General features: G+C 67.5%; 16 protein-coding genes and 1 pseudogene. 11 read left to right on the top strand and 6 right to left on the bottom strand.

The genetic code is table 11. The features are described 5' to 3' along the window. Positions 1-97: 97 nt before the first annotated feature. On the top strand, positions 98-937 hold the full coding sequence (locus WC493_RS13070; protein WP_373065966.1) for a sterol desaturase family protein: 840 nt from the start codon (positions 98-100) through the stop codon (positions 935-937). On the opposite strand, the gene WC493_RS13065 is transcribed toward WC493_RS13070, so the two are convergent. From WC493_RS13065 to WC493_RS13045, 5 genes are all read right to left on the bottom strand, one after another. Beyond that, the gene (locus WC493_RS13065; RefSeq protein ID WP_373065965.1) at positions 895-1,689 is read right to left on the bottom strand and encodes a hypothetical protein; all 795 of its coding nucleotides are present in this window, start codon (positions 1,687-1,689) and stop codon (positions 895-897) included. The two genes, WC493_RS13070 and WC493_RS13065, sit on opposite strands and share 43 nt — an antisense overlap. 8 nt (positions 1,690-1,697) lie before the next feature. Then, a complete protein-coding gene (locus WC493_RS13060) occupies positions 1,698-2,336 on the bottom strand; it encodes a nuclear transport factor 2 family protein (RefSeq protein ID WP_373065964.1) in 639 nt (212 codons plus the stop codon). A gap of 11 nt (positions 2,337-2,347) precedes the next feature. Next, positions 2,348-3,370 carry an NAD-dependent epimerase/dehydratase family protein gene (locus WC493_RS13055; protein ID WP_373065963.1) on the bottom strand — a complete coding sequence of 341 codons (1,023 nt, stop codon included), beginning with the start codon at positions 3,368-3,370 and terminating at the stop codon, positions 2,348-2,350. A 10-nt stretch (positions 3,371-3,380) separates the two neighbouring features. Continuing rightward, the gene (locus tag WC493_RS13050; RefSeq protein ID WP_373065962.1) at positions 3,381-5,048 is read right to left on the bottom strand and encodes a cytochrome P450; all 1,668 of its coding nucleotides are present in this window, start codon (positions 5,046-5,048) and stop codon (positions 3,381-3,383) included. A gap of 66 nt (positions 5,049-5,114) precedes the next feature. Then, a complete protein-coding gene (locus WC493_RS13045) occupies positions 5,115-6,134 on the bottom strand; it encodes an AraC family transcriptional regulator (protein ID WP_373065961.1) in 1,020 nt (339 codons plus the stop codon). Between the two features lie 138 nt (positions 6,135-6,272). Here WC493_RS13045 and WC493_RS13040 point away from each other — a divergent pair, with 138 nt between their 5' ends. Further along, a complete protein-coding gene (locus WC493_RS13040) occupies positions 6,273-8,489 on the top strand; it encodes a fatty acid desaturase (protein ID WP_373065960.1) in 2,217 nt (738 codons plus the stop codon). Between the two features lie 56 nt (positions 8,490-8,545). Here the strand turns inward: WC493_RS13040 and WC493_RS13035 are convergent, their stop codons facing one another. Further along, positions 8,546-9,511, bottom strand: coding sequence for a sulfonate ABC transporter substrate-binding protein (locus WC493_RS13035; RefSeq protein WP_373065959.1), 966 nt, complete (start codon positions 9,509-9,511; stop codon positions 8,546-8,548). Positions 9,512-9,720: 209 nt separating this feature from the next. Between WC493_RS13035 and WC493_RS13030 the strand changes: the two genes are divergently transcribed. The 9 genes and pseudogenes from WC493_RS13030 to WC493_RS12990 all read left to right on the top strand — a co-directional run. Continuing rightward, positions 9,721-10,656: a CysB family HTH-type transcriptional regulator gene (locus WC493_RS13030; RefSeq protein ID WP_373065958.1), complete on the top strand. Its 936-nt coding sequence runs from the start codon at positions 9,721-9,723 to the stop codon at positions 10,654-10,656. A gap of 81 nt (positions 10,657-10,737) precedes the next feature. Next, positions 10,738-11,565 carry an ABC transporter permease subunit gene (locus WC493_RS13025; RefSeq protein WP_373065957.1) on the top strand — a complete coding sequence of 276 codons (828 nt, stop codon included), beginning with the start codon at positions 10,738-10,740 and terminating at the stop codon, positions 11,563-11,565. Beyond that, the gene (locus tag WC493_RS13020) at positions 11,562-12,338 is read left to right on the top strand and encodes an ABC transporter ATP-binding protein (protein ID WP_373065956.1); all 777 of its coding nucleotides are present in this window, start codon (positions 11,562-11,564) and stop codon (positions 12,336-12,338) included. The genes WC493_RS13025 and WC493_RS13020 overlap by 4 nt, the downstream gene beginning before the upstream one ends. Before the next feature lie 19 nt (positions 12,339-12,357). Continuing rightward, positions 12,358-13,545: an FMNH2-dependent alkanesulfonate monooxygenase gene (gene ssuD, locus WC493_RS13015; RefSeq protein ID WP_373065955.1), complete on the top strand. Its 1,188-nt coding sequence runs from the start codon at positions 12,358-12,360 to the stop codon at positions 13,543-13,545. A gap of 12 nt (positions 13,546-13,557) precedes the next feature. Next, positions 13,558-15,030: an FAD/NAD(P)-binding protein gene (locus WC493_RS13010; protein ID WP_373065954.1), complete on the top strand. Its 1,473-nt coding sequence runs from the start codon at positions 13,558-13,560 to the stop codon at positions 15,028-15,030. A gap of 69 nt (positions 15,031-15,099) precedes the next feature. Beyond that, entirely contained in the window at positions 15,100-16,197 is a 1,098-nt protein-coding gene (gene dinB / locus WC493_RS13005; protein ID WP_373065953.1) for a DNA polymerase IV, read from the top strand. A gap of 90 nt (positions 16,198-16,287) precedes the next feature. Next, positions 16,288-18,693 (top strand): sulfatase-like hydrolase/transferase, encoded by a 2,406-nt coding sequence (locus WC493_RS13000; protein ID WP_373065952.1) that lies wholly within the window; start codon positions 16,288-16,290, stop codon positions 18,691-18,693. A gap of 2 nt (positions 18,694-18,695) precedes the next feature. Further along, positions 18,696-19,511, top strand: a complete 816-nt coding sequence (locus tag WC493_RS12995; RefSeq protein WP_373065951.1) for a formylglycine-generating enzyme family protein — start codon at positions 18,696-18,698, stop codon at positions 19,509-19,511. A gap of 184 nt (positions 19,512-19,695) precedes the next feature. Further along, positions 19,696-20,805, top strand: a pseudogene (locus tag WC493_RS12990) (ISL3 family transposase); the annotation flags it as partial.

Raw genomic sequence — 20,805 nt, 5'->3', positions numbered from 1 at the left:
TCGAATTTCCCGTCAAATGATAACAAGTTTGCATTCAGGCGAAAGCCTTCGCCCTATCCCTGGGACAACGAGGGGCGCCCGCCCCGGGGAGGACAAGATGGAAACCAAGGAGATTGCCGTTCTGGGCATCTTCCTGTTCGTTGCGCTGCTGGAAGCCCTGTTCACCGGCCTGTTCCGCAAGGCCGAACAGAAGCCGGGCGACGGCATGGTCGAGATCCTGAGCACGACCTCGATGATGCTCGTCTCCATGCCGCTCGCGATGGCCGGCGGCGCCTGGGTCGCCGGCCGTTTCGCCCCGGCCGGCGCCCTGGGCGATCTGCCCTTGCTGGCGCAGATCGCTGTGCTCCTGGTGTTCGACGACATGGGACAATATTGGTGGCACCGCCTGTCCCATTCGGTGTCCTGGCTCTACAAGCTGCACCGGCCGCACCACAATGCCGAATATATGTCGGTGCGGATCGTCTACCGGAACAATTTCTTCTATTACCTCTTCATGCCATCGCTGTGGTTCTCGGGCGCGCTGATCTTTCTCGGCTTCGGGGCCGTCTATGCGGTCTATGCCGTGGTGAAGATGGCGGTGATCATCGGCGCCCATTCGGACCTCCGCTGGGACGTGCCGCTCTACCGGATCAAGGCCCTGTCGCCGGTGATGTGGGTCGTGGAGCGCCTGATCTCCACCCCGGCGACGCATGGCGCCCATCACGGCAAATATGCCGCCGACGGCATCACCAACTACAAGGGCAATTTCGGCAACCTGCTGTTCTTCTGGGACGTGCTGTTCGGCACCGCAAAGATCACGCGCCGCTATCCCGAGACCTATGGCGTCGAGAACCTGCCGGAAACCACCGTGGGCGAGCAGATGCTGTGGCCCCTGCTGCGGGCGCCTGCCGAGCCCTACAGCGAGCCGACCACTTTGGCCGCGAAATCCAGCATGTAGAAGGTGAGCATGGAGGCCGAAAGGCCTCCAGCCACCACCTGGACCAGGCTCCAGCGCTTTTCCCGCGTCTCGTCGATGAAATAATAGATCGGGAAGCTGGCGATGAAATAGGTCGCATAGATGGCCGAGCCATAGGCCAGCATCAGCTCCATCTTCCTGTAATAGAAGCTCTGCGCCATCATCGGGTTGGCCATGGCGGTGGTCTCCATCCAGGCCCAGAAATAGCCGATCACGAAGACGAAGACCGGGAAGAGCAGGGCCATGCCCGGCAGGCCCGCGGTGCGCAACCGGCGCAGCACGATGTTGGCGGTCGCGTGATAGGTCATGAAATAGACGTGGGTGTAGAAATACATGATCACCGGCACGGTCTGCGTGCCCGAGCCGAGCAGGGCGCTGTCCAGCGTCGTCGTCGCGTTCGGGTAGACATAGACCATGCCGAGCATGTCGAAGAAATATTCGGAACCGAAGTAGTTACCGAAGAAGCCGAAGACGGCGAGATAGAGATTGGCCTTGAGCCAATAGGAATCCCACCAGGGCTGCCCCGTGTACCGCTTTGCGACCAGCGCCGGCACCAGCAGGGCGGGCGCCGCGGTCAAGGCGCCGTGCAGGAGCATGGCGCCGTCGCTCCAGGTCTTGTCCCAGCCGGTCAGCATCATCATGGCCATGGAGGCCATCCAGACAGGGGAATAGATCAGGAAGAACCTCTCGACCCAGGCCTTGTCCGGATTGGACGAGAACCAGCGCGCCCCCATCGCGGGCCTCACTTGCCGGTCAGGGCGATCTTGGCGATCGCGAAAGTGTTGCGGAGCTTCTGCAAGGCCGAGAGTTCGGGATGCAGGCGGCGGTGCCCCGGCAGCAGCTTGCCGCGTGCCTGCTGGTGGATCTTCTCCTTGACGACCGGGCTCAGCACGCCGGCGCCGGCCAGTTGGAAGAAGCAATCCTTGGCATTACCGAGGTCGAAGAAATCGCGCTGCCAGCGCCACTTCCAGTTGCCGCCATATTCGAACCAGGAGCCGCCGATGCCTTCGATCTCGTACCAGGTGCCGTCGGGCCGCTTGTAGGGGGCGCGCTGCTTCCAGAAGCCCACCACGGTGCCGCGCTTCTCGTCGATGATGATGTCGTGGTAGGGATATTCCCAGTCCTCGAAACCCTTCATCTGGTAGCCGATGGCGACGTCCTCGATCTCCTTCCGGCCGTTGGCGACGAATTCCTCGTTCGGGCCGATGTTCCAGGAATAGACGGCATCGTCGGTATAGAAGGCGCCGAGATGGCTCTTCCAGTCGCCCGCCTTCTCGGCGTCGACATTGCCCTGGAGCCAGCGCTCCACCATCTCTTCCAGTTCTTCGCGCGGATAGGCCTTGTTCGGCGGCACGATCGACGCGACGCGCTTCTCGGACATGAGTTCCCCCCTCAGTTCACCAGTTTTCCGGCATATTTGGCGTCGAGATGGCCGGCCTGGACGAGCCAGCGAATGGTATCGCCGAAGGTCTCGTCCCCGCTCCGGAAGGACAGGCCGGAGCGGGACAGGATGCGTGTCGAATCGGCGCGGACCCATTGCGTGACATAGGTCATCGCCTCGGCCGAGACCTGGGTCTCGAACGGCACCACGCGGCGGATCAGGTCGACCGTGCGGCCCATGGCGCGCAGCAGGGCGCCCGGCATGCGCGGTCCCTGGATGCGGCGGCCGGTCAGGCGCTGCAGAAGGGCGTGGAAATCGTCCCAGGGGTAGTAGTTGCCGCCGACGATGTAACGCGCTGCGGCCGGATCGTTCGGGGCACCCGCCTCGAGCAGGAAGCGATGCACGGCGGCGAGGTCGCGCACGTCGATGCCCTGGAGCCCGGTCGAGGTGCGCGGCACCACCTTCACGAAGGAGGCGACGCCGTGATTGGCTTCGGAGAGCTTGGGATCGTCCGGCCCGAAGATGCCGGCGGGATAGGTCATATGGATCGGCAGGCCTTGTGCCTGCATCGCCCGCACATGCGCATCGCAATCGCGTTTCGAACGGGCATAGGCATTGGCCGGATTGCCGAGCGGCACGCTCTCGTCGATCTGCGCGACCCCTTCCTGGAACAGGACGGAGAGGCTGGAGACATAGACGATACGGGTGAGGCCGAGGCGGCAGGCGGTACCCAGCACGGCATCGATGCCGGCCAGATTGTTGCGGTAGATCTCGTCGCCGCGCTTGGGATCGACGCTGACCAGGGCGGCGGCGTGCAGCACGGCGTCGCAGCCCGTCATGGCCGCCTCGACCAGCGGCTGGTCGCGCATGTCGCCGATGGCGAAATCGTCCACCGCATGGCCGTGGCGCGCGAAATAATCGGCCACCGGCGCCTTGTTGCGGACCAGGAGACGCACCTCGTGCCCGGCGTTCAGCAAAGCGCGGGCGCTATGGGCACCGACGAAGCCGCTGGCCCCGGTGACGAAGACCTTCAAGGCCGCCCCCTCAGTGCCGTTCGAGGCGAAGCGCCGCGTTGGGGCAATAGTTCACCGCGGACTGCACCTTCTCCATTTCCTCCGGCGTCACCTCCGTCTTGACGATGCGCAGCACGCCGTCGTCGCCGACCTGGAAATGGGACGGTGCCTCGCCCATGCACATGGCATGGCCCTGGCAGAGGCCGCGGTCGACCACCACGGTGACCGCGGGGGCCTTGGCCAGTGCCGCGTGATCGACCGGGCATTTGCCGGCCGGAGCGGTGGCCGCCGCGCCCTCACCCACGGGCAGGCTCGCCGCGGCACGGCGGCGATAGCGCACGCGGCAAGGCGATTTCGGCTGGACGATCATGTCCTTGTAATTGTCGACGTAACGCTCCGGCGGATCGACCAGTTCGAAATCGTAGCGGCGCAGCAGGACGGCGAAGATCGCCTTGATCTGGAACATCGCGAAGGCATTGCCCGAACATTTGTGCTTGCCGCCGCCGAAGGGCTGATAGGCCATCAGGTTGCGGTCTTCCCGCCGTTCGGGCGAGAAGCGGTCGGGATCGAAGGCGGTCGGATCGGTGAACAGATTCGACAGACGATGGGTCACCGGCGGGCAGGCCCAGACCATCTCGCCCTTATGGATCGTGTAACCCTTGAAATGCAGATCCTCCGCGACCTGGCGCATCAGGATAATGAGCGGCGGGTGCAGGCGCAGCACTTCCTTCAACACGTTCTCGAGCAACGGCATTTCGCGCAGACTCTGGAAGCTCACGGCACCGTCGCGGCCGAGCAGATCGTCCAGCTCCTGCCGCGTCTCGCGCAGGATTTGAGGATGTTTCAGGAGTTCCAGGAGGACCCAGGCGGCGGTGCCGGACGAGGTATGGTGGCCGGCGAAAATGGCGCCGACCAGGAGGCCGGTGATCTCGTTGTCGTCGAGCTTGGTGCCGTCCTCATAGCGCATGTCGATCAGAGTCTGGAACATGTCGCTCGGCTTTTCGGCCTGGGCGGCGCGCTTCTTCACGATGCCTCCGACCAGTTCCTGCAACCGCTTGCGTGCCTTGTCGCGGCGGCGGAACTTGGGGATCGGCAGATAGGGGAAGTGATAGGCGAGCGGATGCACGCCCTGTTCCAGGTCGTGATAGATATGGGCGAATTCTTCGGACAATTCGTAGCGGAATTCGCGGCCGAGCAGGCAGTGGCTCGCGGTGTTGATGGTGAGCTGTTTCATGAAGTCGACCAGCTCGATCTCACCCGCCTCGCCCCAATCGGCGACGATCTCCTCGACCTCCTGCACCACCTTGGCCGAATGCTCGCGCATCGCCTCGACCCGGAGGGAGGGCATGAGCATGCGGAGCTGTTCGTTCTTGCGCTCGACGGGTGCGTCGAACACCAGACCCTCGCCGAAGATCGGCGTCATCAGCTTATAGGCGGCCGATTGGTCGAGCTGTTCGTCGGAAGAGCGGTAGAAGACTTCGCTCGCCTCGTCGCCGGTCAGCAGGACGATCTTCTGGCCCATCAGGGTGAAGGAGACAATCTCGCCGTACTCCCGCGCGATCCGCTCGACGAAGCGATAGGGATTGCCGGCGAAGGCGGTCATATGGCCGAGCCAGGGCAGCCCGCCCTTGGCCGCCGGCGGCATGCTGCCCCCGATGCTGCCGTTCCCCGCCGGACGCACGGATGCCTGCACGGACATGGGTCGCTCCTCCCCTTCTTGTGGAGAGGAGGTTATACAATTTTATTATAACTGTAAAGTCGTAACTCAGGAGCCGGCGGCGGCCTCGCGGAATTCGCTCGGCGTCTGGCCGGACCAGCGCCGGAAGGCGCGACGGAAATTGGCGAGGTCGGTATAGCCGGTCAGATAGGCGATCTCGGTCACACTCATCCGTCCCGCGCGCAGATGTTCGGCCGCCACCCGGTGGCGCACGTCGTCCAGGATCGCCCGGAAGGAGGTGCCTTCCTCGATCAGGCGGCGGTGCAGCGTGCGCGGCGTGAGGCAGAGCAGCCGGGCGGTGACATTGAGCGAGGGAAAACCGCCGTTCGCCTCGACCAGCAGGCGGCGCACCCGGGCCGCCGTCGAGCTGTTGGCGGCCAGCCGCTCCAACTCGCGCCGGCAGATCGCGGCCGCTTCCTCGAAGGCGGCGGGATCGGCCATCTTCAGCGGCCGGTCGATTGCCTCCGCCGGCAGGGCGAGGCCGGCACGGCGCTGGCCATAGAGGATCTCGCAGCCGAAGAGGTCTTCCGCCAGGGCGTGATAGGCCGGCTTCGGAAAGGGGAACAGGACGCGCTGCACCCGCACGGTGCCGGCGCCGATGGTGTTCATCAGCTTGGCGAAGGTGAGTGTGATCGCCTCGGTCACCGGGCGACCGATGTCGCCGAGCGGCAGCACTTCGTCATATTCCGCCACCAGTTCGCCGTCCCGGACCTCGTGATTGGCCGCGATCAGGGCGGTGCGCACGGGAAGATAATGCTCCAGCACCTCGATCGCCTGGCGCAGGGTCGCCGCACTCATGACGGCATAGGAGAGCACGCCATGGGCATGAGCCGCCAGGCGTTCCCCGACCAGGAGGCCGAGGGCCGGCTCCCCGGTGATCGCCAGGGCGTCGCGGATCAATTGGCGGAGCAGTGGAAAGGGGATCTTCAGCGAGGGATCGTCCAGCCGGTCGCGCGACAGGCCGTTGCCGGCGAGCCAGCGCTCGACATCGCCGCCGCTCGCCGTCATCTGCTCGGCGATCTGGCGGATGTAGAAGCCGGGGAGCGGAAATTCCGGGTCGATGGTCATGGTGGTGGCGGGGTCTCAGCCCGCCGCATTGTCAAAAAATGACTGATCAAAGTCAAGCCCGCCCCTCACGGCGCTATCGCTCCTCATCCTAATTTGCGATCAGCGGCGCTGCGGCGCCCGAGACGCGAGGAGACCAGAATGACCACGGCAAAAGCCGGGCGCGCAGGCGTGACCGCCCGGATCAACGATCACTCGATCACCGTCGAACCCGACGAAACCCTGCTGACGGCGGCACTCCGCCAGGGCATCGCCTTTCCCCATTCCTGCCGGGTCGGCGGCTGCGCCAACTGCAAGTGCAAGCTGGTCGACGGCAAGGTGAAGGAACTGACCGAGACGACCTATATCCTCTCGGACCAGGACCTCGACGAAGGCTATATCCTGGCCTGCCAGAGCGTGCCCAAGGGTGATATCGCCGTCGCGGTCGAGTTGCCGGCCGACGCAGTGCGCCGCCGCGTGACTGGCCGCGTCACCGGCCAACAGCGCCTGCCCCACGACATCAGCCGGCTGCAAATCCAGCTCGACGAAGCGCTCGACTACAAGCCGGGGCAGTTCGCCGATGTCTCGATCGCGGCCCTGCCGGGCATGACCCGCAGCTATTCCTTCGCCACCCCGCCCCGGGCCGACGGCAAGGTGGAATTCTTCGTCCGCAAGGTTGCGAACGGCGCCTTTTCGAGCCTGGTGAACGACCGCGACGTGGTCGGCGAGGCGGTCACCCTCGAGGGCCCGGGCGGCGATTTCTGGCTTCGCCCCGGCGATGCGCCGGTGCTTCTGGTCGCCGGCGGTTCGGGCCTGGCGCCGATTCTGGCTCTGCTCCAGGCGGCACTCGAGGCCGGCGTGACCCGCCCGGTCACCCTGCTGTTCGGCGCCAGGCGCGAGCGCGACCTCTATGCCCTCGATGAGATCCGCGCCATCGAGGCCGCCTGGAAGGGCCGCTTCCGCTTCGTCCCCGTGCTCTCGGAAGCCGGTGACGCGGGCTGGATCGGCGCCCGCGGCCTGGTCACCGACCACCTGCTGCACCACCACGAAGACGGTGCCGATGCCTATCTCTGCGGCCCGCCGGCGATGATCGACGCGGCGGAAGCGCTGCTCCGCGAGCGGGGCCTCGGCCCCAAGCAGATCCATGCCGACCGTTTCCTGACCCGCCAGGATCTCGCCGCCAAGGGTGCCGAGGTCGCCGACAGCCGCCCCACGGCCGGGGTCTTCGACTACCTGAAATTCTTCCTGTTCCATGCCATCGGCCTGGTCTCCTCCGCCTTCATCCTGGCCGGGGACTTCTGGCCGACCGTGGGCCTGCTCGGCCTCATCGTCTTCTTCGTGATCGGCGACGGTTTCGCGGGCGACGACCTCTCGGTCCCGCACTACAAGCGAAGCTGGGTGCTGACCGGGCAGCTCTGGCTCGCCCTGCCGATCCTGCTGCTCATCGTCGGCTCGGCGGTGTGGAGCGTGTCACCGGGCGATCCCCTCAGCATCGGCGCCCTGATCACGCAATTGACCGGCTACGACGCGCTGGCGGCCAAGTCGGCGAGCGGTTTCCTGCACCATGTCTCGGCCGTGTTCTTCACCGGCTTCATGATCGGCACGATCGGCACCATCACGGCGCACGAACTGACCCATCGGACCTGGGACCCGGTCTCCATGCTGGTCGGGCGCTGGCTGCTCGCCTTCAGCTTCGACACCAGCTTCGCGATCGAGCATGTCTACGGCCACCACCGCTATGTCTCGACCGAGAACGACCCGGCGACGGCACCGCGCGGCCGCAACGTCTATCATCACATCGTCGCCTCGACGGTGAAGAGCCTGGAATCGGCCTGGGCGATCGAGACGCGGCGGCTGCGCCGGCGCGGTTTCGGCCTGTGGTCCTACCACAACGCCTTCCTGCGCGGCCAGGTGATGAGCCTCGTGCTGCTCGCCGCCGCCTTCGCCATGGGCGGTGTTTCCGGCCTGGTCTTCTTCGTCCTGGCCGGGCTCTGGGGCAAGGCGCTGCTCGAGATCGTGAACTACATGGAGCACTACGGCATGGTGCGCAATCCGGCGACCCCGGTGCAGCCGCGCCATTCCTGGAACACCACGAAGCGCATCTCGTCCTGGGCCATGTTCAACCTGTGCCGCCATTCGCACCACCACGCCCAGGGCGAGGTCCCCTACCAGGACCTGAAGCCCTTCCCCGAGGCGCCGGTGATGATCAGCGGCTATCTGAACACCATCCTGGTCGCCCTGGTGCCGCCGCTCTGGCACGCCCTGATGACGCCCAAGGTGATCGCCTGGGACCGCGATTATGCGACGGCCGAGGAACTGGACCTGGCCAGGCGCGCCAACGCGAGGAGCGGCATGACCGCCTTCACCGCGCGGGCCTGACGACGAAGACCGGCGGGATGCGCCCCATCCCGCCGGTCACCTGCGCCCCCTGTCGGTTACTGGACGGCCGGCGCGGGCTGCCAGACCACCGAGGCGATGTCGAGCTTGGCCGGGATCAGCTTCAGCCCGGCGAAGGCATCGGCGATGGCCTGCTGATTTGCCACCACCTCGGCCGTCAGGAATTTGGCGTCATAGGTGTAGCGCTTGAGCGCGGCCAGGGCGACTTCCTTGGGCAGGCCGATCTGGGGTGCCACCACGTCGGCCGCGGCGTCCAAATCGGCGGCGATCCGATGGTCTTCCTCGGCGATCACCTCGATCACCGCCTTCAGCACGTCGCCGTGAGCAGTCGCGAAGGGCTTGGCCGCGATGTAGAAATTGTAGTTGGCGGCGGCGCCGGTGCCGTCGACCAGCTTGCGGGCGCCGATCTGCGCCTCCGCCGCGGCGTAATAGGGATCCCAGATCACCCAGGCGTCGACCGCCCCCTTCTCGAAGGCCGCACGGGCATCGGACGGCTTCAGGAACACCGGCTCGATATCGCTATAGGCGAGGCCGGCCTTCTCCAGCGCGCGCACCAGCAGGAAGTGCACGTTGGAACCCTTGTTCAGCGCGACCTTCTTGCCCTTGAGTTCGGCGACACTGCGGATCGGCGAATCCTTCGGCACCAGGATCGCCTCGGCCTGCGGCGCCGGCGGCTCGACGCCGGCATAGACGAGATCGGCCCCCGCCGCCTGGGCGAAGACCGGCGGCGTTTCGCCCACGACGCCGAAATCGATGGCGCCGACATTGAGGCCTTCCAGCATCTGCGGCCCGGCCGGGAATTCGGTCCAGGTCAGGTCGACACCCTTTTCCTTCAGCTTGCGCTCGAATTCGCCGCGCGCCTTGATCACGGACAGAACCGAGCCCTTCTGCCAGCCAAGCCGCAGCGTCACGTTCTCGGCCAGGGCGCTCGTCGCCCCGGCGCCCAGGGTGGCCAGCGCCGCCAGCGTCACCGCGCTGCGCAGGATCCATCGTCTCGTCGTCATCTCGTCCTCTCGATCGCAGGGCCAGCCGAAACCGGCGTCGGGCCGACGATGCCGAGGCGGGCGAGAGCGCCCAACCAAGAAAAACTGCTATGGTTTTCGGGCGGGGTGGCCCGGGCGGAAGGGAAAATGCTTTTCACTTATCGTCACTTGGCGATGCTGCGCCTCGGGCCTAGCCTTTATGGCCCCCTCGTTTCCAGGACAGGACGCCGATGAATTTCCAGCAGCTCCGGATCATCCGCGAAGCGGTTCGCCAGGACTTCAACCTGACCGAAGTGGCGGCCACCCTCTTCACCTCGCAGTCCGGCGTCTCCAAGCACATCAAGGACCTGGAGGAGGAGCTGGGCATCGACATCTTCGTGCGCAAGGGCAAGCGCCTGCTCGGCCTGACCTCGCCCGGCAAGGAAGTGGCGGCGATCGTCGAGCGCATGTTGCTCGACGCCCAGAACATCAAGAACGTGGCCCGCCAATATGCCGCCCAGGACGAGGGGCAGTTGACCGTGGCGGCGACCCATACCCAGGCGCGCTATGCCCTGCCGCCGGTGGTGGCCGGCTTCAAGCGCGCCTTCCCCAAGGTGCACCTCAGCCTGCACCAGGGCGGGCCGGACGAGATCGTGCGCCTGCTGATCGAGGGCAAGGCCGACATCGGCGTCGCCACCGAAGCCCTGGCGAACATGCCGGACCTCGTCTCCTTCCCCTATTACGTCTGGCATCACGCGGTCGTGGTGCCGGCCGGCCACCCGCTGGAAACGGTGGCCGAGCCGAGCCTGGAAGAAATCGCCCGCTATCCGATCGTCACCTATCACGAAGGATTGACCGGGCGGGCGCGCATCGACGAAGCCTTCGCCGCTGCCGGCATCGTGCCCGACATCGTGATCGAGGCGCAGGACGCCGACGTGATCAAGGCCTATGTCGAGATCGGCCTCGGCATCGGCATCATGGCGCCCGCCGCCTTCGATGCCGTGCGCGACACCGGGCTTCGCCTGCTGCCCGGCCGGCCGTTCAGGGAGAATGTCGCCCGTCTCGCCATCCGCCGCGGCCATTTCCTGCGCAGCTACGCCTATCGTTTCATCGAGGGCTGCAATCCCGACCTCGTCGAAAAGGACTTGCGCGCCGCCGTCGCCGCCCTGCCGACGCGGGACGACTGAAAAAGCATTTCGACTCTGCTTATTTGCCGCGAGGCCGGGTGGCGGGAATGATCGGTGGTCCGATCCACCGAGGTGCGTTCCATGGCCGTTTCCGCCGATACCTCCCGCATTCCAGGAAGGCGCATTAGCCTCCGCCTGAGAAAGGGCCTGCTGCCCTGGCTCGCCCCCCTGGTCCTGGCCGGCCTGTGGCAGGCGGCCTCTTCCTTCGGGCTGCTCTCGACCCGGGTGCTGCCGGCGCCGAGTGCGGTGGTCGCCGCCTTCGTCGCCGCGGTCGAGGACGGCAGCCTGCTGAACCATACCGCGATCAGCGCCTGGCGCGCCCTCGAGGGCCTGGTGATCGGCGGCGGCATCGGCTTCCTGTTCGGCGTGCTGAACGCTGCCTGGCGCCCGGCCGAGCAGCTCTTCGACACCTCGATCCAGATGCTGCGGAACGTGCCACATCTCGCCATCATCCCGCTGGTCATCCTGTGGTTCGGCATCGGTGAAGGGGCGAAGATCTTCCTGGTCGCCATCGGCGCCCTGTTCCCGATCTATCTGAACACCTACCACGGCATCCGCACCGTCGACCCCGCGCTGATCGAAATGGGCAGGGTCTATGGCCTGTCCCGGCGCGAATTGTTCTGGCGCGTCGTGCTGCCGGGCGCCCTGCCCTCGATCCTGGTCGGCTTCCGCTTCTCGCTCGGCATCGTCTGGCTCACCCTGATCGTGGCGGAGACCATCTCGGCCTCCTCCGGCATCGGCTATATGACGATGAACGCGCGCGAATTCCTCCAGACCGACGTCGTGCTGCTCGGCATCATCATCTATGCCCTGCTGGGCAAGGCGGCGGACAGCGCCACCAAGGCGATCGAGCGCCGCGTGCTGGCCTGGCATCCCTCCTTCCAGGAAGCCCGTGAGGTGGCGGCATGACCGTGCTCGACCTGCAGGCCCGCCGCGTGAACGAACGTCCCCGTCCTGCCGAACTGCCGGCGGGCGAGGCCGGCCTGGCGATCCGCGTCGGCGATGTCACCAAGGGTTACGGCGCCCGCACCGTGCTGAAATCCCTTTCGCTCGAGGTCGAGGCCCGGCGCATCGTCGCCATCGTCGGCCGCTCGGGCGGCGGCAAGTCCACCCTGCTGCGCCTGCTGGCCGGGCTGGAGAGCCCGGATTCCGGCACGTTGGCCATCGGCGGCGAGCCCGCGGCACGCCAGCAATCCCATGTCCGCCTGATGTTCCAGGACGCCCGCCTGCTGCCCTGGCAGCGCGTGCTCGGCAATGTCGGCATCGCGCGGACGCCGGGTTGGGAGCGCGCCGCGCGCGAGGCGATCGAGCATGTCGGCCTGTCCGGCCATGCCGCCGACTGGCCGCGCACCCTTTCGGGCGGACAGAAGCAGCGCGTCGCCCTGGCCCGCGCCCTGGTCAGCCGGCCCGGCGTCCTCCTGCTCGACGAGCCCTTCGGCGCCCTCGACGCCTTGACCAAGCGCGACATGCACCAGCTCCTGACCCGCATCTGGGGCGAGCGCGGCTTCACCACCGTGCTGATCACTCATGATGTCGCCGAGGCGATCGCGCTGGCCGACCGCGTGCTGGTGCTGCGCGAGGGGCGTTTCGTGGTCGACGTCGACGTGCCGCTCGAACGCCCGCGCCGGATCGAGGATGCCCGCGTCGGCGCCCTCGCCGCGCAGATCCTCCGTGAAGTCTGATTACCGTCGGAAAAGAGAAATGAGCCAGCCCAACGCCAAAGCTCCCATCACTCGGGCCAATGTCTTCTGGTTCCTGCCCACCCATGGCGACGGCCGCTATCTCGGCACCGGCGTCGGCGGGCGATCCGTCGACCTCGGTTACCTCACGCAGATCGCCCAGGCGGCCGACCGTCTCGGCTATTACGGCGTGCTGATCCCGACCGGCAAGAGCTGCGAGGACAGTTGGCTGGTCGCCGCCGCCATGGTGCCGCTGACCGAGCGCCTGCGCTACCTGGTCGCCGTGCGTCCCGGCCTGCAGCCGCCGACCCTGGCCGCGCGCATGACCGCGACCCTGGACCGCCTGTCGAACGGCCGCGCCCTGATCAATATCGTGACCGGCGGCGACCCGATCGAGAACAAGGGCGACGGCATCTTCCTGTCCCATGCCGAGCGCTATGCCGTGACGCGGGAATTCCTCGGCGTCTACAAGCGCCTGCTGGCCGGCGAGACGGTCGATTTCAAGGGCGACCATATCCAGGTCGAGGGCGCCCAGCTGCTGTTCCCGACCGTGCAGGCGGGGGGCCCGCCGCTCTATTTCGGCGGCTCCTCGCCCGAAGCGAACGAGGTCGCGGCCGAGAGCGTCGACAAATATCTGACCTGGGGCGAGCCGCCGGCCGCGGTCGCCGAGAAGATCGCCGCCGTGAAGGCGCTGGCCGAGGCCAAGGGCCGCAAGGTCAGCTTCGGCATCCGCCTCCACGTCATCGTGCGCGAGACGGCGGCGGAAGCCTGGGCCGCGGCCGATCGCCTGATCTCCCATGTCGACGACGCCACCATCGCGGCGGCGCAGAAGATCTTCGCCCGCATGGATTCGGAAGGTCAGCGGCGCATGTCCGCCCTGCACGGCGGCCGGCGCGACAAGCTCGAAGTGGCGCCCAACCTCTGGGCCGGGGTCGGCCTGGTGCGCGGCGGCGCCGGCACCGCGCTGGTCGGCGATCCCGAGACGGTGGCCGCCCGCATGCGCGAATATATGGATATCGGCATCGACAGTTTCGTCCTCTCCGGCTATCCGCATCTCGAGGAAGCCTATCGCTTCGCTGAACTGGTGTTCCCGCGCCTGCCGCTCGCCCACGCGACGCCGGGCGTGATCGCGACCACCGCCAATACCGGCCCCTTCGGCGAGACGATCGCCAACGACATCCGCCCGGCGGCCCGTGCCGCCCAGTCCTGAGGAAGGCGCGCGATGATGGCCGACGGAAAGGCGGCGACGGAACGCGAAACGACCTACCGCCACCGGGCCGAAGCCGCCCGGCCGCTCTCGGTCGCGGTCGTGGGTGGCGGTGTTTCGGGGGCCGCCGTGGCCATCCACCTGGCCCGGCTGGGTGCCGGCCCGCTCGACCTCCATATCGTCGAACCGCGCCACCGCCTCGGTTACGGCCTGGCCTATGACACGGCGGAGCCGGCGAACCGGGTCAATGTGCCGTCCACCCGCCTCTCGCTCTTCGCCGCCGATCCCGATCATTTCGACCGCTGGCTGAAGACCGCGAATGCCCTGGCCGACGATCCCGAGGCGACGCTGGCGGACGGGCGATGTTACGCCCGTCGCCGCACCTTCGGCCGCTATGTCGAGGCCACCCTGCAACAGGCCCTGGCGGCGCAGCCCGAGATCGCCCTCAGCCATCACGCCGCCAGCGCCGTCCAGGCCGAAGCGCAGGGCAGCCGCTACCGCCTGCTGCTCGACGACGGCAGCGCGCTGACCGCCGATATATTGGTCCTCGCCAGCGGCCATCCGCCGCCGGCCCCGCCCGACCTCCTGGCCCTGCTCGCCGGCCATCCCCGCTACCTGACCGATCCCTGGGCCGACGAGGCCTTGAACCGGATCCGCCCGGACGACCGGGTGATCGTGATCGGCACCGGCCTCACCATGGCCGACATCGTCGCCGCCCTGGAGCGGCGCGGCCATCGCGGCTCCATCCTCGCCGTGTCGCGCCGGGGCCTGCTGTCGCGCGGTCAGGCCGAGGGCACCTGCGAAGCTTTCGGCGATTTCGCGGCGGCGCCCTGCACCAGTGCCCTCGCCCTGCTGCGCAAAGTGCGCGCCGTGGTGGCCGAGGCCGAGGCCGCCGGCCGGCCCTGGCAGGCAGTCTTCGATGCCGTCCGGCGCGATGCGCAGCGCCAATGGGCCGCCCTGCCCCCGGCGGAGCGGCGCCGCCTGTTACGCTGGCTACGGCCCTGGTGGGATGCCCATCGCTACCGGACGCCGCCCCAGGTGCAGCACTTGCTCGACCGCCTGCTGGCCGAAGGCCGCCTCGCCGTCCGGCGCGGCCATCTGGCCGGGGCTGCCCATAAGGGCGAGACGATCGCCCTCGAGCTCCGCCACGGCGACGCGCTGACGAGCGTCGAGGCCGATGCCCTGGTGGTGGCGACCGGCCCGGCGCCCCAGGCGATGATCGAGGGCAGCCCGCTGCTCTCCAGCCTGGCGGCGGCGGGGCTGATCGCCGCCGATCCCCTCGGCCTCGGCCTCGCCACCGACCGGGAGAGCCGGGCCCTCGGCCAGGGCGGGCGGCCGTGCGACACGCTGCTGGTGGCCGGCCCGCTGGCCCGCGGTACGTTCGGCGAATTGGTCGGCGTGCCCCAGGTCTCCGCCCAGGCGGAAGCGATCGCCGCCCGCATCCGGCACTTGCTCGGCCCGGGTGCGACGAAGGATTTGCCGCACTGATCGGGCCCGATTGCCGCCGGGCCGCCGAGTTGCTATTTTGTTCGCAACCTGCGGACGGCGGATTCGGCGGTGATTTCGGACGGACGGAAAATCATCCATATCGACATGGATGCCTTCTATGCCTCGGTCGAGCAGCGGGACGATCCCGCCCTGCGCGGACGGCCGGTCGCGGTCGGCGGTTCGGCGCTGCGCGGCGTGGTGGCGGCGGCCAGCTACGAGGCGCGGAAATTCGGCGTCCGTTCCGCCATGCCCTCGGTCACGGCCAAGCGGCTCTGCCCGGAGCTCGTCTTCGTCCGCCCGCGTTTCGACGTCTACAAGGCAGTGTCGCGCCAGATCCGGGCGATCTTCCTCGACTATACGCCGCTGGTCGAACCGCTCTCGCTCGACGAAGCCTATCTCGACGTGACCGAGAATTTGAAACACATGCGCTCTGCCACGCTGATCGCGGCCGAGATCCGCGCCCGCATCCTGGCGGAGACCGGGCTGACCGCCTCGGCCGGGATTTCCTACAACAAGTTCCTGGCCAAGCAGGCGTCGGACCAGATGAAGCCGAACGGCCAATTCGTCATCACGCCGGACATGGGGGCGGATTTCGCCGCCGCCCTGCCGGTCGGCAAATTCCACGGCATCGGCCCGGCGACGACGAAGCGCATGAACGCCCTCGGCATCTTCACCGGGGCGGACCTGAAGGCGCGCAGCCCCGAATTCCTGGCCCATCATTTCGGCAAGGCCGGCCCCTATTTCCATGCGATCGCGCAGGGCCGCGACGGGCGCCGCGTGGTGCCCGACCGGCCGCGCAAATCGATCGGCTCGGAGACCACCTTCCGCGAGGACCTCTCGGCCCCCGGCCCGCTGGAAGAGGGCGTGGCCGAACAGGCGGCCGAAGTCTGGCACCATTGCGAGCGCTTCGGCCTGACCGGCCGCACGGTCACGGTGAAGATCAAATTCGCCGATTTCCAGATCGTCACCCGCAGCCACACCACGGCGGCCCCGGTCGCCAACCTGGCCGAGCTGACGCGCGAGAGCATCGCCCTGCTGCGCGGCGCCTTCCCCCTGCCGAAACCGATCCGCCTGATCGGCGTCACCTTGTCGAATCTGGGCGGCATCGCCCTGCCTGCGCCGGTCGACCAGCTCGCCCTCGACCTCGGCGGCCACTGCCCATATTGAGCAGTGCCAGTGCCGGCCGGGCGCGGCAGAATGCGCCCGGGCGGGACATCACCCGGATGCCGCCGAACAATAACGATCGGGGAGGGAAACATGGCCGGGAATGACAAGAAGGATCCGCGCGGCAAGCGCGGGCTCGACAGGCGATCGTTGCTGATCGGCGCGGCCGGCGGGGCTGCCGTGGCGGGGGCCGCCGGGGCGGGCTATGTCACGCTGGACCATGCCGTGCGCAAGCTCCGCACGCCCGCCGCGGTCGGAGGCGGCGGCCCGGCACAGGTGGCCGAATCCTTCGCCGATTCGAGGCCGTCCTATACCGAACGGCCCGACCCGAAGCCGGGCAAGCCCAATATCGTGGTGATCGTGCTCGACGATGTCGGCTTCGCCGACCTCGGCTGCTACGGCAGCGAGATCGCGACACCCAATATCGATCGCCTGGCCGGTCGCGGCCTTCGCTATTCCAATTTCCGCACCTGCGCCATGTGCTCGCCCACCAGGGCCGCGCTGATGACCGGGCTCAACCATCATTCGGCCGGCATGGGCTGGCTCGCCGATCTCGATTCCGGCTATCCCGGCTATCGCGGCGACATGACGCTCGAAGCCGCCACCATGGCGGAAGTCCTGCTCGACGAAGGCTGGTCCACCCTCCATGTCGGCAAATGGCATGTGAACGTCGCCCATTCCAACGGCGCCGCCGGCCCCTATCACAATTGGCCGACCAGCCGCGGCTTCGAGCGCGCCTATTGGTTCCAGGGCCACTCGACCGATTACTACCGCCCCGCCGAACTGTTCGAGGGCCGCGCCCCGCTCGAGGTGCCCCAGGGCGAATATTACGCCCTCGACGACCTCACGAACCGCGCCGTCACCTATCTCCACACCCAGCGGGCGCTGGAGCCGGAACGGCCCTTCTTCCTGCAGATCGCCTATCCGGCCGCCCATTCGCCGCTCCAGGTCCCGGCCGAATCCCGCGATGCCTACAAGGGCAAATATGATGCCGGCTGGGATGTCGTCCGTGCCGCCCGGCTGGAGCGCCAGCGCAAGATGGGCATCGTGCCGGAGACCACGGAACTGCCGCCGCTCGCCCCCGGCGTCTCCGCCTGGGATGCCCTGGATTCCGACGAGAAGCGCCTGTTCGCCCGCTACATGGAAGTCTATGCCGGGCTGATCACCAGGCTCGACGCCGCGATCGGCCGCCTGATGGACGAGATCGAGGCGATGGGCGAGGCCGACAATACGCTGGTCGTCCTGTTCTCCGACAACGGCGGCTCGGCCGAAGGCACCCAGACCGGCACGCCCAACGTCCTCGCCGCGGCACTCGGCCGGCCGGTGCCGGTCCACGACGCCCTGAAGCTCTACGACGTGATGGGCGGGGACGAGACCTTCCCCCATTATCCGATCGGCTGGGCCTGCACCTCGAACACGCCTTACCGGCTTTACAAGCAATATACCCACCTCGGCGGCGTGGCCGATCCGCTGGTGGTCGCCTGGCCCAAGGGAATCCCGGCCCGGGGCGAAATCCGGGACCGTTTCGTTCATGTCATCGACCTCTATCCGACCCTGCTCGACGCCCTCGGCCTGCAACGCCCGGCGACCTATCGCGGACGCAAGCTGAAGCCCCTCGAAGGTGCCTCGGCCGCCGCCACCTTCGCCGATCCCAAGGCACCGACCAGGACCGAGCAATATTTCGAGCTGGGCGGCCAGCGCGCCTATATGGACGGCGACTGGCGCCTGGTCACCCGCCACGCCCGCGGTTCCTCCTACGACGACGACAAGTGGGAACTCTACGATCTCTCCAAGGACCCGAACGAGCTGGTCGACCTGGCCGGCCAGCATCCGGACAGGGTCAAGGAACTGGTCGCCAAGTGGAATGCAGCGGCCGAGCGCTACAACGTCTTCCCGCTCGACGACCGCAATCTGGTGGTCAAGCTGGGCCAGGACCGGCAGCGCCGGGGCGCCCGCGCCAATTGGAAGCTGAAGCCGCCGATGGACCGGCTCTCGGCCCATGTCTCGCCCCAGGTGCTCGGCTTCTCCCACGAATTCGTGGCCGAGATCGTGCGGAAGCCCGGGGCGGGCGACGGCGTGCTCTTCGCCGCCGGCTCGCGCCATGCGGGCTATGTCCTGTTCATCCACCAAGGCCGCCTGATCTACGAGCAGAACATGGCGCCCTGGGGCGAGCGGATCGAGAGCACGGAACAATTGCCCGAGGGCAAGATCACCGTCCGCTACGTCCAGACCATGACCTCGCGGCCCTTCGAGGGCGGCGGCGCCCTCTTCCTGGGCGACCGCAAGCTGGCGGAGAAGACGTTCCAGCGCTGCGTCCTCACCATGTCCTACGACGGTTTCTCGCTGGGCGCCGACCTGGGCAATCGGGTCTCCACCCTCTACCAGGGACCCAACCCGTTCCAGGGCGAGCTGATCGGGCTCGAGATCAAGATCGATGCCGAGCCCTTCGGCCCGCTGGAGAGCCAGCGGCTGATCGACGCCATCGCGATCAAGATCTGACCATGGAGCCGGCCGGCGATTTCGTGGCGATCCCGGCCGGCACCTACCGGCTCGGCTCCGACGACCATTACGCCGAGGAACGCCCGGCGCGGCACGAGACCGTCGCCGGCTTTTCGATCGCCCGGCGGCCGGTGACGTGGCGCGACTTCGCCCGTTTCATCGCCGCGACCGGCTACGTCACCACGGCGGAACAAGGCGAACGCCCGGGTTCCGCCGTCTTCACCATGACGGCAGGCCCGGTCGACCTGCATGATCCGCGGCAATGGTGGCGCTTCATCGAGGGGGCCAATTGGCGCGAGCCGGAAGGGCCGGGCAGCGCCGGGACGCTCGATCCCGAAGCCCCGGTGACCCATGTCAGCATGGAAGACGCCGCGGCCTATTGCGCCTGGGCCGGGCTTCGCCTGCCGAGCGAGGCGGAATGGGAAGCGGCGGCGCGCGGCGGCATCGGCGACGCGCCCTATGCCTGGGGCGACCGCTTCATGCCCGAGGGACGCCTGATGGCCCATGTCTGGACCGGCGCCTTTCCCTGGTATTTCGCCCGCGGCACGCCCGGGCCGGCCCCGGTCGGCCTCTATCCCGCCAACGGTTACGGCCTGCTCGACATGATCGGCAACGTCTGGGAGCTGACCGCGAGCCCCTTCGAGCGCGCCTCGGCCTGCGGCTGCCGGCCTGCCGTCGCGGGCGCACTGGTCGCGGCCAAGGGCGGCTCCTTCCTCTGCGCCGGCGAATATTGCCTGCGCTACCGCCCGGCCGCCCGGATCGGCATCCGGCCGGGCGATACCTCCAGCAACGTCGGCTTCCGCTGCGCCTTGCCGTGAGCGGGGCGGTGTGCAACCCGCGCAGGATGAGGAAATGCCGATTATTGCTACTCGCGGTCTATTTATCACATATTTTCCTATTATCGCGGGAAACCATCAATCGGCCTGCAATATTGGCTCTGACTCACTTTTGATGAAATCCGGGTGCTGACTGGCTGGGAGTTCTTCGAGGAGAATCAAAGCCATGCAGGCTACGCTCCGGGCATCGTCGCTGGTCCCGCGTGGTTTCGTGGTCGATGGTGCGGTCTGCGACGATAAGGGTGCAGTGATCACCATTCGTCACTCGAGCAATTCCTCTACCTGCCCGAGCTGCGGCACGGTCGCGGCGCGGGTACACGGCCGGTATCGGCGGCACTTGGCAGATCTCCCGATTGCCGGCAGACCAATGCGCCTTGAGATCATCGCGAGACGCTTTCGCTGTGACGCCGTCCTGTGTGGGCGGCGCATCTTCACCGAGCGGTTTGGTCCGGCTGTGCTGGCGCCTTGGGCACGCCGTACCGCTCGTCTCGACCATGTCGTTTATCACCTGGGCCTCGCCTTGGGCGGTAGGCCGGCGGCGAGTTTTGCCCAGCGCCTGATGCTGCCGGTGAGCAACGACACTTTGCTGCGCGTCGTGCGAAGGCGGAGAAGCCCGCGCTTCGTGCCGCCGACGGTGACCGGCATCGACGACTGGGCGTGGCGGCGCAACCAGCGTTAGGGCCCCCTCATTTGCGATCTTGAGCGGCGCCGGACGATCGCGCTGTTGCCGGACCGTGAGCCCGCCACCGCACAAGGCTGGCTGGTGGATCAGCCCCAGATCTCTGTTGTCGCCCGAGATCGAGGCGGCAGCTACGCCCTGGCAGCGGCCAGGGCACTGCCTGAGGCGACCCAAGTCGCCGATCGGTGGCACCTGATGGAGAATGCCAGCCGGCTTTCCTCGATGCCGTGCGCAAATCCATGCGCCAGGTCCGGGCGGCAATCGGCGCCGCCACGATCAATCCCGAGTTGCTCACCGCGGCGGAACGGCTGCAGTACGAGGGATATCTTCGCCGGGAGGATACCAATGGCGCCATCCTCGGCTTGGCGAAGGAAGGGGCGGCGATCAAGGAGATCGTGCACCGCACCGGTTACAGCCGAGGCCTTGTCCGCAAGGTCGTGCGCGGCCAGCGTTCCGATGTCTTTCGCACCCGAGAGAGCTCGCTGGAAATCCATTTGCCTTGGCTCGATGCCCAATGGGCGGCCGGACAGCGCAACGGCGCCGAGTGGGCAGCGCGCCGGCGGCAGGCGGAAAGGGCCGATGTGAGCTCGCTGAGCC

It is taken from the genome of Zavarzinia sp., from assembly GCF_041650655.1.
Lineage (GTDB): Bacteria > Pseudomonadota > Alphaproteobacteria > Zavarziniales > Zavarziniaceae > Zavarzinia.
This window is presented reverse-complemented; position numbering and strand designations above follow the sequence as displayed.

Coding starts and splice junctions, on each gene's coding strand:
- WC493_RS13020 (WP_373065956.1), top strand. CDS start 11,562: ATGACCGTGCTCGACCTGCAGGCCCGCCGCGTGAACGAACGTCCCCGT.
- WC493_RS13000 (WP_373065952.1), top strand. CDS start 16,288: ATGGCCGGGAATGACAAGAAGGATCCGCGCGGCAAGCGCGGGCTCGAC.
- WC493_RS13070 (WP_373065966.1), top strand. CDS start 98: ATGGAAACCAAGGAGATTGCCGTTCTGGGCATCTTCCTGTTCGTTGCG.
- WC493_RS13045 (WP_373065961.1), bottom strand. CDS start 6,134: ATGACCATCGACCCGGAATTTCCGCTCCCCGGCTTCTACATCCGCCAG.
- WC493_RS13065 (WP_373065965.1), bottom strand. CDS start 1,689: ATGGGGGCGCGCTGGTTCTCGTCCAATCCGGACAAGGCCTGGGTCGAG.
- WC493_RS13025 (WP_373065957.1), top strand. CDS start 10,738: ATGGCCGTTTCCGCCGATACCTCCCGCATTCCAGGAAGGCGCATTAGC.
- WC493_RS13050 (WP_373065962.1), bottom strand. CDS start 5,048: ATGTCCGTGCAGGCATCCGTGCGTCCGGCGGGGAACGGCAGCATCGGG.
- WC493_RS13010 (WP_373065954.1), top strand. CDS start 13,558: ATGATGGCCGACGGAAAGGCGGCGACGGAACGCGAAACGACCTACCGC.
- WC493_RS13035 (WP_373065959.1), bottom strand. CDS start 9,511: ATGACGACGAGACGATGGATCCTGCGCAGCGCGGTGACGCTGGCGGCG.
- WC493_RS13030 (WP_373065958.1), top strand. CDS start 9,721: ATGAATTTCCAGCAGCTCCGGATCATCCGCGAAGCGGTTCGCCAGGAC.
- WC493_RS13060 (WP_373065964.1), bottom strand. CDS start 2,336: ATGTCCGAGAAGCGCGTCGCGTCGATCGTGCCGCCGAACAAGGCCTAT.
- WC493_RS12995 (WP_373065951.1), top strand. CDS start 18,696: ATGGAGCCGGCCGGCGATTTCGTGGCGATCCCGGCCGGCACCTACCGG.
- ssuD (WP_373065955.1), top strand. CDS start 12,358: ATGAGCCAGCCCAACGCCAAAGCTCCCATCACTCGGGCCAATGTCTTC.
- WC493_RS13040 (WP_373065960.1), top strand. CDS start 6,273: ATGACCACGGCAAAAGCCGGGCGCGCAGGCGTGACCGCCCGGATCAAC.